Raw genomic sequence first — 10,445 nt, 5'->3', positions numbered from 1 at the left:
TTGACCTCACTCTCATCCCGCCCCTAAAGGGGGTGCTATCGCACCGTAGCGGGCTTTCTCGTTCGGAAAATCTGTAAGCATTAGAAAAAATCAAACCTCCATCCGTTCATCCGGAAATGGAGGTTTGATCTAGGCTCCGCCGATTCTTGCCGAAATCGCGGTGGCCTTCTCTTTTACTTTTTCAATGAGCTGCGGCAGCCTTTCCTCCGGGACCCGGAAGATCGGCGCATTGATCGACAAGGCTGCCACGAGCTGGTTGCCGTAGCCGAAGACCGGGGCTGCGACTGCCATCGTCCCTTCCGTTTTCTCCCCGTAGCTGATGGCATAGCCGCTCTGCTTCGCTGCTGCCAGTTGCTCTACAAATGCCTGCTGCCGCTGCTCGGGCAGTTGCGCGGAGACGACCTTGGCGATTTCAGCCGCCTTGGCATGAGCGAGAATCATTTTGCTGGGAGCGCCAATCGTGAGAGGAATGCGCTCCCCCAAATTCTCGTCGATGCGGATTTTCAGCGGGCTTTCGACCTTTTCGATCGGCATCGAATCTGTCCCCGCCGGCACGTTGAGGAAAATGCTCTCCTCGACCTCGTTTGCCAGCTCCTCCATGAACGGCCGCGCCACGGCGCGCAAATTCAGCTTTTCATGCAGAATAAAGCCGATTTCCATCCAGGTATATCCCGGCTTGTAATGCTTGGTCGCAGGCTCCTGCTCAACCAGGCCGAACTGGATCATCGAGTCGAGAAAACGATGGAGCGTGCTGATGGGCAGGCCAGTTGCGTCAGCTAGCTCCGAAATCGGCCAGGCAGGTTTTTCGTCAGATATCAGCACTCTGATAATTTTCATCGTCCGCTCGATAGATTGAACCATAATTGCTTCGTCCTCCGTAAAAGTGCGTTACGCTGCAACACTCGTCCCTTTGTCTTGCTTTTTCGGCGCCCTTCCCCGGGCCAGCCTGGCTTCCAATCGGTTGACAAAATAAGTGAACAGCATAATCAGCACGAGATAGTACAAGCCGACAACCATGTACGTTTCCAACTGCTTGTAGTTGGAAGCCGCCTCGCCGAGACCGGTCCCCCACAAATCTTGCATTCCTACGTACGCGACCAGCGACGAGTCTTTCAGCCCGATGATGAACTGGTTGCCTAGCGCCGGAATCGCCCTGCGGAACGCCTGCGGCAAAATAATCCGGCGCATCGCCAGCGGATACGACATCCCGAGCGAGCGCGACGCTTCCATCTGTCCGCGGTCAATCGACTGGATCGAGCCGCGGAAAATTTCGGCGATGTACGCGCCGTTGTGGACCGCAAGCGCGATAGCCCCCGCCCAGAACTGGGAGAGCGTCACCATGTTCGCCAGCCCGAAGTACAAAATACAAATTTGCACGATCAGCGGCGTGCCGCGAATGACGGTAATGTACACGTGCGCGAAGTAGTTGAGCGGCTTGGAATCGGATATGCGGAAAAAGGCAATGACCAGACCGACGATGCACCCGAGCAAGAGGGCGACTGCCGTAAGCTGCACGGTCAGCCATGTCGCTTTAAGGAAAAGGGGATAACTGGATAGGAAAATATCAATAATCATTGGAGATCCTCCTCACATGAAGCGGAAAAAGGGGGGCGCCCAGACCGGACACCCCGTTGCCCACTTTATTGTTTTTGCAGGATATTGCGGCCAAACCATTTTTGGCTGATTGTTTCATAGGTGCCGTCTTTGATGATTTCGTCCAGTGCCTTGTTGATCCGGTCGACTGCCTCCTGGTCGCCCAGTCGCACGGCAATCGCCTGTTCATCGTAGCTGAGCGGTTCGCCGACGTCGATCACTTTGCCGCCGCCCTCTTTAATAAAGCGCAAGCCTACTACCTGGTCGGTAATGACCGCATCGAGGCGTCCTGTCGGCAAGTCGAGCAACGCCGTAATATCGCTGTCGTACTGCGTGATCTTGTCTTCATCCGTCAGCTTTCTCGCCCAGTCGAGGTAGTTGGAAGCCTTCACGACGCCGATCTTTTTGCCTTTCAGGTCTTCCTTGCTCTTGATCGTCGTATTGCCCTCCTGGACGAAAATTTGCGAGCCGGAGCGATAGTACGGGTTCGTGAAGGAAACTACCTTTTGCCGCTCTGGCGTCACCGTCAAGCTGCCGATGATCGTATCGTATTTTTTCGCTTCCAGACCTGGAATGATCGTCTCAAACGGGTTTGTGATCGGCACCGGATTCATGCCCATTTTTTCCGCCAAAGCCTTGCCGATTTCCACGTCAAAGCCTGTCAGTTCTCCGTTTTCTTTAAAGCTGAACGGCTTGTACACTCCGCTCATCGCGTACGTAAAATCTTTTTTGCCTTCGCCGCCCGCTGCCTGTCCGCCGCCTGCTGGCGCGCTGCTCTCCTGCGAGCCGCATGCCGCGAGCAAAAGCGAGCCCAACAGTACGGTCGACAACAAAACTCCTGACCATTTTGCACGTTTTTTCATCTGAAATTCCCCCTGTTTCTCTTTTTTAGCGGATACTGCCCAAAAACTGTTTTGTTCTCTCATGCTGCGGGTTTTCAAAGAACGCACTAGGCGGCCCTTGCTCCAAAATTTGACCATCGTGCATGAACACCGCCCGGTCGGCAACCTCGCGGGCGAAGCCCATCTCATGGGTCACGACGATCATGGTCATTCCTTCTTTTGCCAACTGCTTCATTACCTGCAACACTTCGCCGACCAGCTCAGGGTCAAGTGCGGAGGTAGGTTCATCGAAAAGCATGATTTTCGGCTTCATCGCAAGCGCCCGCGCAATCGCCACGCGCTGCTTCTGTCCGCCCGAGAGCATGTCCGGGTAGACATCCGCCTTATCCTGCATGTTTACTTTTTTCAGCAGTTCGTACGCCAGCTCTTTCGCTTCCGCCGCCTTCATTCCTTTGACGTGCACCGGCGCTTCGATCACGTTTTCCAGTACCGTCTTGTGCGGGAACAGGTTGAAGTGCTGGAAGACCATGCCCACATTCTCGCGAAAATGGTTCAGGTTGGTCTTGTGCGGGTCAATCTTCTGCCCGCTGATCCAGATTTCGCCGCCATCGTGAAACTCCAGAAAATTCAGGCAACGCAGCAACGTACTTTTGCCTGAACCGCTGGCCCCGAGCAAGACGACGACTTCTTTCTCCTCGACCTTGAGCGTTACCCCTTTCAGTACCGTGAGCGAGCCGAAAGATTTGACAAGCTGCTTAACCTCAATCATCCTGCTATCCCCCTATCTATCTGCTGCCGGATGGATTGCCTCTTATACTTTTTCCGAATACCGGAAATGATTTCTGATTTAAATTATAATTGTATATTTTCAGACATTCAAGAAAAATTTAATTTGCTGAATAAATATGCATGAACGCCAAAAAAAGCGGCTTCCTCCGGCTCTTCAACCAGAGGAAGCCACTGTCGCTGTGCCAGGCTTTACGCGCCTGGCTTCGCCTTGTTTACGGCTGCTGTCTTCTTGTCGTCACTGTTCTTGCCCAGCTCATGCTTGATGAATAAATAGTTTTCGATCTCGCGCAACAAGTAAAACAGCGACGCCCGCGTCTCGAACTCCTCGCGCGTGCGCGGCAGCTCCGACTCTTTGATCTCCTCGCGCATCTGGCGAAGTTGGTCGATAAAGCGGTACGCCGTATTGCCCGGATGCACCGATGCGCTGATTTGTTCGAGAAAGTCCGCGATGCGGTGGCTCTGCGGCACCTGCGTGTCCAGCGACGACACGATCGGCATCATCCGCTCCAGCAGCTCAAACTGCTTTTCGCGCATGACAAAATACTGGTAGTACGAATCATCCCGGCGTCCCAGCCGGTTGTCGATGTCGCGCGACGCCAGCCGAATCGCTTTTTCCAGCAGACCGGGCGCCTCGATCATCTCTTTTCCGTCCCACTCGCTCTCGCCGTGTCGCAAATAGTAGCTGAACTCCCGCAAAATTTGCCGGAACAACTGCTCCACCTGCTTTTGCATCGCGCGCAAATCTTTGTCCAGGCTCGGCATGTACAAGTTCACGAGCAGCGCGACGCCCACGCCGATCACCAACAGCCCCGCTTCGTTCAAAAGCAGCGGGAGATCCATTCGCTCGGACGAGTACAGATGCATGAGCACGACCATGCTGCTGACGAAGCCTTCCTGAATCCCGAAGCGCACGGCCAGCGGCAAAAACAAAAGAATCGCAAGCAAGATAGCCAACGGCGAGTAGCCCAAAAAATAAAACAGCGCCATCCCGATCCCCAGCCCGAGAAAGCTGGCCATGATCCGGTTCCACGCCGTGCGAAACGACTGCTTGACCGTCACCTGGATGCAAAGAATCGTAATGATTCCCGCCGATGCCGGATACATCAGATCAAGCTGCTGGGCCAAAAAGATCGAGATCGCCGTCCCAATAGCCGTTTTTAATGTACGATAGCCGATTTTCAGTTTGAGAAAGCTCAGTCTTGTTCCCCTCCGCTCTGATGTCGCTTCCCTTTTCCTTTACTGTACCAAAAAGCGCCCGCGAACCAAAGACAAGACTTTGTTAAAAAAAGTAAACGTTGCATGAAGCGAAGCGGCTTGCAAGCGTAGTGCACAGTCGGCAAAAGGCTGTCGCCGTCACACTTTTTTCCCGCAGCCTGGACAGTATTGGTAGTCGGCCTGCACGCGCTGTCCGCAGTACGGGCAAAACGCTTTTTCGCCCGCTGCTTCTGTCCTTGTCGGCTTCCCTGCTGCGCGCTCGCCGCCGTACTTGCGGTTCAGCGGATCGCCTTCTTCGCTCGCATCGGTAATATCGTAGAGCGACATCCGTTCTTTTCCGGTGGCGTTTTTATAGTGATAGACACCTTGCGCAATGCCTATAATGACGAACACGACGCCAAACAGCGGAAAAATGCTCCCGACCACAGGAAACGGCGAATCTTGTGTAATCACAAACGCCATGATCGTCCAAAAAATGCCGAAAACAACGGCTGCGATGCTTCCGGCCGCCCCCATTGCCGACGGCCCTCTTCCTGGCTTGATACTTTTCATCCGCACCCTCTCCCTCGCCTCCCGGACGTTTTTGCCGGAAGCGTTTCTCTTGTTCCACGCATTTCTCCCATCCTATTACAAGTACGTTTTGATGACAAATCGGTTTCCAAGAAAAAAGACACCATCGTCTCCATGATGGTGTCCGCTTGTCCTGCCTACCGGGCGATTGCTCGGGCGGCTACTGCTTTGTCTTTTTCAGCTCGTAAAGGGCTTGCATTACCTCCGCAACGTCTCCCCGCGATACGGTTCCCTCAGGCGCGAACGAGGCTGCCGACTTTCCTTTCAACAGGCCGTGAGCCGTCGCCAACGCCACTGCCGGCACCTGCTTTTTCGGCACGTCCTGATACGGCACTGTAAAAAACTCCGGCTTGTCCAGCACATCCCCGTAGCCGAGCAGGCGGGCGACGATATCTGCTGCATCGGCGCGCGTCGCCGTCCGGTCTGGCGCAAACGTCTGGCCCGTTTTCGGAATCAGTCCGTATTGCAGCCCTTTCTGGATCGCGGCGTAATTCGGGTGTTTGACATCCACGTCGGCAAACGGGTAAGGCTTCTGTTGTTCGTCGCTGGAGAAACGCGGCCGGAGGTAGTTGAACTCGATCCGGTTCGTCAAACGGCCGATCATCTGGATCAGCTCGCCGCGCGTCACGGCTTTATCCGGCTCCAATTTTCCGTCTTCAGCGCTCAGCCAATTCATGCGCAGCGCCAGTTCCAGTGCCGCCTGCTGCGGATGGCCTTCGATGTCGCTCGGCTTCTGCTGTTTTTTCGCCTCGGCAAAGCTGAGCCATTCGCCCGTCTCTGCCAGGACAACTCCCGCATCGCCTACGTAGCGATACACGAGAATCGGCTCGCGCGGCTGCGGCGGCACCGGAAATGGTTCTTCCTGCGGCAAATAATAGGTCAACTGTAGCGTTTTTTGCTTCTGCTCGGCCTTTTTCGCAGCAGCGCGGTCCACGATGTCCTTGCCCACTGCCCCGACAAACGGCGTCCCGTCCCAACGGCTGCGGTTGTCCAGTGTCTCGGCTACCCCGGTCTCGGGATTGACCTCTACCGCGAACTGCGCATATTCAATCGGGATGCCGTCTTGCAGCCAGCCAAACGTAATCTCGTACGGCAGACCCTTCTCCTGCATGCTCTGGAGCGTCTCCTTTGACGGGGATTGTTTGACCAGGTAAATGTCGCCGAGCCTGTCCGCATACAAGGTACGCACCAGCTTGAGCGCGGATGCCTCTGCTTGCTCCCAGGTGACTGCCTTTTCCCATTTTTGTCCTGATCTCTGGAATCGCGCATTCTCGTTGACACTGTATTCCACCAGCTCGCCGCGGTCGTTGATACTGAGTTCTGTCTGCTCCTCACCCGAACCGTTTCCTTGAAGCGGCGTGAAGCTGAAACTCCATCTGCGCACCTCGACCCCATCCACGCCGGAGCTGGTGCCGCCCCCGTTGCTGCCCTCAGAGCGGTATGACCCTGGCAGCTTCTTGATGTATTGCTCGGCAATTCGCTGCGCCTCTTCTTTTGAAATCAGCGGTTTTTCCTCGGCTTTGGCATGCGTATTTCCCAACGGCTCGATGTTTTTCGCGCTCGCCTCTTTGCCAAGCGCATTGAGCAGTTGTCCGGTTGCTGCATCCACGAATTGCGGATCGTCCGCTTCGTATTTGTACGCAAGCTGGAAGGGAGCCAGACGCTGCGATCGTCCGAACATGGACATGTCGCTGAACAGCAAAGTAGGAGCAGCCTGCTCGTCCCACTTTTTCGCGGCTTCGGCGCTGTCGATCACCTTTGCGGCATCAGGCAGCTTGCCTTCGTACCACTCCCGGCTGAAGCTCATCACTTCCCCGTTGTGGTCCACGATGAACCGAAAGCCGTTTTCCAAAAAAGGAATCTCGTTTTCCACGCGGGTAAAGGTGACAAATTCCCGCTGTTCGCCGCGGAACATAGGCTGATTAGGGGGCACATACTCATTTGCTTTGGACAGGCGTGCCCGCTCGTCTGCTGTCGTTACCCGCTCGAGAAATGCGGTGGCCGCTTTTTCCGCTTGCTCTCTGGAAATTTGCGCTGAGCCTCCGCCGCTCTCGTTTTCTCCATACTTGGAATAGTCCAACAATTTTCCCGATACCGCATCAATTGTTACGGAAAGACTTGCTTCGTTTGCTTTTTCCCAGACCACCCGCCAGATCGGCTCGGTTGAATACGCTTCGTTTGCGCCGACATAGCGCGCCCGCAAAAGCCTGTAGTCCGCCGGAACCGCCACCCATTTTTGCGCCTGCTTGAGCGCTTCTTCCTGCGTCAACGTCTTCGCTGTCGGCTGCTCGGCCGCGTAAACCAACGGCGCTCCCCCGATTGTCCCCGCATTTGCAAACAGCGTGGTCAGCAGCAAAGACGACGACATGCCCATTGCCAGCCCCCACGATTTTGTGCCTCGTAGCAAAACTACCCTCTCCTCTCTTTCTTTGGACGTCCCTCCTTATTCTACCATTTTATCTGGAAAATGCAGTAAAAAAAGACCCGCCGATGCGACAGGCCGCACAGCAGGTCTTTTGGATGGATTGCTATACTTCCAGTTTTTTCGCGAGCGTCTCTTTGTTCAGCACGTTTCCAACCAGGAAGTTGCCGAATTCGCCAAAGCGCGCACTCACTTCGTCAAAGCGCATTTCGTAGACGATATGCTTGAACTCCAGCGGATCGTTGGCGAACAAGGTGACGCCCCACTCCCAATCGTCGAAGCCGATGGAGCCGCCGATAATTTGCTTCACGCGGCCAGCGTAGGAGCGGCCGATCATGCCGTGGGAGCGCATCATTTCCTGGCGCTCCTGCATGCTCAGCATGTACCAGTTGTCTTGCAGGTCGCGCTTTTTGTTCATCGGATAGAAGCAGATGTGCTCCCATTTTGGCAGGATCGGATACAGGCGGTCGCGGACATGCGGGTTCGCTTTTGGATCTTCTCCCGGGTTATGTACGTAGTTGCTCAGCTCGACGACAGATACATACGAGTAAGGAGCTTCTGTATAGGAAGCAAAGCGGGTTTTATTGAAAGCAGTCTTGATCTCGTCGAGTTCTTGCATGGTCGGACGCAGGAACATGAACACGAGGTCTGCCTTGTGTCCGAGGATGGAGTAAAAAGCGGTGCTGCCCTGGTTCTCGGCTTCGTTGGCTTCCCATGTTTGGATCAGGCCGTTCAGCTCGTCCAGCGCTGCTTGACGCTCTTCAGCCGAAGCCGCTCTCCACTTTTCCCAATTGATGGTGCGGAAATTATGATACGTGTACCAACCTTCTAATGTAAGCAACGCTTCGTTTGCGCTCATCGAAAATCAGCTCCTCTAGAAAAATCTGGTCAACCTCATGGCAACACTCCCAGTATAGCATAAGGGACGAGCATATATTCGGAACAGATTGGTGAACAACAAAGAAACAAGCGGCGCCCGGCGGCTACCGCTTGTCTTCGCTGCTCGCTGCGGCCACGCCAAGCTGGCTCGCCGCAGCCTTGTCTACGATCACTGTCACATCCGGGTGAAGCTGGAGCAAGGAAGCGGGCACATCCGCTGTCGGCTCGCCTTCCAGCATCAGCCGCACAGCTTCTGCCTTCGCCTCGCCGCTCGCCAAAAGCACGACTTTTTTCGCGCCGAGAATCGTCTTGATCCCCATTGAGACAGCTTGCGTAGGCACTTCCTCGACGCTTGCAAAATAACGGGCATTCGCTTCGATCGTGCTCTGCGTCAGTTGGACCACGCGCGTCGTCGACTCGGCGGATGAGCCTGGCTCATTAAAGCCGATGTGCCCGTTGTTGCCGATCCCGAGCACCTGAATGTCGATTCCGCCCGCTTCGCGAATCGCTTCCTCGTAGCGCGCGCATTCTTTCGCCAAATCTTTCGCATCGCCTGCCGGAACGTGCGTTTTTTCCTGCGGCAGATTGATATGGCGGAACAAGTTTTCCTGCATGTAGGCGCGATAGCTTTGCGGATGGGCAGAGGACAGGCCGACGTATTCATCCAGGTTAAAGCTGCTCGCCTGGGAAAAATCAATCCCCTCCTCCTGATGCAGCTTCACCAGCTCCCGGTACATGCCTACGGGAGTGCCGCCCGTCGCCAGCCCCAGGACGGTCTGCGGGTGGTTTTTCACTTCCCGAGCGAGCAGTTCCGCCGCTTTGCGGCTCATCTCCTGATAGTCTTTGACAATTACGAGCTTCAACTCATCTCACCTCAGTCAATATTTTCTCTCCAGCACGGCCTTGGCCGTCCGTTCCTTGTACGTGAGCGCTTTTTCCTTGTTGCGCAAGGCAATCGTCGTGCAGATGACGTCCAGCACGTGCAACTGGGCGATTTTCGCCGCCAGCGAGCCGCCTTGCAGCGGGCCTTCCTGTGCGGCGGTCAAAAGCGTAATATCGGCCACGTTCGTAATCGGCGAGCGGCGGTAATGCGTGATGCAAATGATCGTCGCGCCGGCTTCCTTGGCGACTTTCAGCGAGTCGATCGTGTCCTTGGTGCTGCCTGACACGGACAGCCCGACCGCCACGTCTCCCGGTCCCAATGTCGCCGCCGCCATCGCCTGCAGGTGCGACTCGCTCATCGCATCGACCCGCAGTCCGATCCGCAAAAACGCGTACTTGGCGTCCTGTGCCGTCACAGCGGATGTTCCCACTCCGTAAAAGTGAATCGTGCCCGCCTGTTGCAACAGCTCCACGCAGCGCTCCACCTGCTCCGGATCAAACAAGGCCGCCGTATCGGCAATCGCCTGCTGATTCGTCGCCGTTACTTTTTGCGCCATCGTCTCCAGCGAATCGTCCTCGCCTACTTCGCCGTGCAAGTTTTTCACCGGCGCAACCAGCTCCTGCGCCAGCGCCAGCTTGAACTCCTGATAGCCGCGAAAACCGATCTTCCGGCAAAAGCGCAGCACGGTCGTCTCGCCCACGCCCGCCTTTTCCGCGAGGTCGATCACGGATGAGTAGATGACGCTGTCTGTCTGCTGCAAGACGATGCTCGCGACTTTTTGCTCCGATTTCGTAAAGGAAGGCAGAAGACTTTGGATATGCAAAAGCGTATTGTTTTTCAGCCCCGGATTGGACAGCTCCTCGGTGTGTCCTGCCATGTCGCTCCCCCCTTGGGTCATAAGCCCGGTCTCGTTCGTATGATTGCCGAATTTTTCGGATCGAAGCTTGCTTTCTACCGCCATTATATCAAAAATGGAGTTATCCGCCATTGTATTTTCTAAAAGTGGAGTATTTCTCCAAAACCAAAACAGTCCTCTTTTCTAACACCGGCTATTCTGACCAAAAAGAGCAGTTGCCTGTTGACAAAAACATTCCTACATAACCATCTATCTTGAATTCTTAGTCAGTGAAAGTGCTTTTGTAACAGAATTACTTGAAATAGGAAAACATTTGTAATTGAGCCTTTTGCAGATTTCTGAGCCCTTTCGTATCAAGCACTTGAAAAGCATAAAAAAGGACTTCACCCCAAGAAG

General features: G+C 54.9%; 10 protein-coding genes. All 10 read right to left on the bottom strand.

The window, feature by feature from the left end; translation table 11 throughout:
- Positions 1–129 precede the first annotated feature (129 nt).
- Positions 130–861 carry an IclR family transcriptional regulator gene (locus AC3WQH_RS24595; protein ID WP_005828580.1) on the bottom strand — a complete coding sequence of 244 codons (732 nt, stop codon included), beginning with the start codon at positions 859–861 and terminating at the stop codon, positions 130–132.
- A 27-nt stretch (positions 862–888) separates the two neighbouring features.
- The gene (locus tag AC3WQH_RS24590; protein ID WP_005828582.1) at positions 889–1,575 is read right to left on the bottom strand and encodes an amino acid ABC transporter permease; all 687 of its coding nucleotides are present in this window, start codon (positions 1,573–1,575) and stop codon (positions 889–891) included.
- Between the two features lie 65 nt (positions 1,576–1,640).
- Positions 1,641–2,456: an ABC transporter substrate-binding protein gene (locus tag AC3WQH_RS24585; protein ID WP_005834626.1), complete on the bottom strand. Its 816-nt coding sequence runs from the start codon at positions 2,454–2,456 to the stop codon at positions 1,641–1,643.
- A 25-nt stretch (positions 2,457–2,481) separates the two neighbouring features.
- Positions 2,482–3,204: an amino acid ABC transporter ATP-binding protein gene (locus tag AC3WQH_RS24580; RefSeq protein WP_005834628.1), complete on the bottom strand. Its 723-nt coding sequence runs from the start codon at positions 3,202–3,204 to the stop codon at positions 2,482–2,484.
- Positions 3,205–3,413: 209 nt separating this feature from the next.
- Positions 3,414–4,400, bottom strand: a complete 987-nt coding sequence (locus AC3WQH_RS24575; RefSeq protein ID WP_255344306.1) for an aromatic acid exporter family protein — start codon at positions 4,398–4,400, stop codon at positions 3,414–3,416.
- A 177-nt stretch (positions 4,401–4,577) separates the two neighbouring features.
- A complete protein-coding gene (locus AC3WQH_RS24570; protein ID WP_310670674.1) occupies positions 4,578–4,991 on the bottom strand; it encodes a zinc-ribbon domain-containing protein in 414 nt (137 codons plus the stop codon).
- 178 nt (positions 4,992–5,169) lie between these two features.
- The gene (locus AC3WQH_RS24565; protein ID WP_283858136.1) at positions 5,170–7,416 is read right to left on the bottom strand and encodes an S-layer homology domain-containing protein; all 2,247 of its coding nucleotides are present in this window, start codon (positions 7,414–7,416) and stop codon (positions 5,170–5,172) included.
- Between the two features lie 121 nt (positions 7,417–7,537).
- The gene (gene hemQ / locus AC3WQH_RS24560; RefSeq protein ID WP_007785852.1) at positions 7,538–8,290 is read right to left on the bottom strand and encodes a hydrogen peroxide-dependent heme synthase; all 753 of its coding nucleotides are present in this window, start codon (positions 8,288–8,290) and stop codon (positions 7,538–7,540) included.
- A gap of 124 nt (positions 8,291–8,414) precedes the next feature.
- A complete protein-coding gene (nagB, locus tag AC3WQH_RS24555; protein ID WP_007785849.1) occupies positions 8,415–9,173 on the bottom strand; it encodes a glucosamine-6-phosphate deaminase in 759 nt (252 codons plus the stop codon).
- A gap of 15 nt (positions 9,174–9,188) precedes the next feature.
- Positions 9,189–10,070: a MurR/RpiR family transcriptional regulator gene (locus AC3WQH_RS24550; RefSeq protein WP_007785845.1), complete on the bottom strand. Its 882-nt coding sequence runs from the start codon at positions 10,068–10,070 to the stop codon at positions 9,189–9,191.
- Between the last annotated feature and the right edge of the window lie 375 nt (positions 10,071–10,445).

It is taken from the genome of Brevibacillus sp. FW301-21C12A, assembly GCF_058788915.1.
Note: the sequence above shows the minus strand (reverse complement) of the source record. Positions and strands in the feature narration are given on the sequence as shown.

Coding starts and splice junctions, on each gene's coding strand:
- AC3WQH_RS24570 (WP_310670674.1), bottom strand. CDS start 4,991: ATGAAAAGTATCAAGCCAGGAAGAGGGCCGTCGGCAATGGGGGCGGCC.
- AC3WQH_RS24595 (WP_005828580.1), bottom strand. CDS start 861: ATGGTTCAATCTATCGAGCGGACGATGAAAATTATCAGAGTGCTGATA.
- AC3WQH_RS24550 (WP_007785845.1), bottom strand. CDS start 10,070: ATGGCAGGACACACCGAGGAGCTGTCCAATCCGGGGCTGAAAAACAAT.
- AC3WQH_RS24580 (WP_005834628.1), bottom strand. CDS start 3,204: ATGATTGAGGTTAAGCAGCTTGTCAAATCTTTCGGCTCGCTCACGGTA.
- hemQ (WP_007785852.1), bottom strand. CDS start 8,290: ATGAGCGCAAACGAAGCGTTGCTTACATTAGAAGGTTGGTACACGTAT.
- AC3WQH_RS24590 (WP_005828582.1), bottom strand. CDS start 1,575: ATGATTATTGATATTTTCCTATCCAGTTATCCCCTTTTCCTTAAAGCG.
- AC3WQH_RS24585 (WP_005834626.1), bottom strand. CDS start 2,456: ATGAAAAAACGTGCAAAATGGTCAGGAGTTTTGTTGTCGACCGTACTG.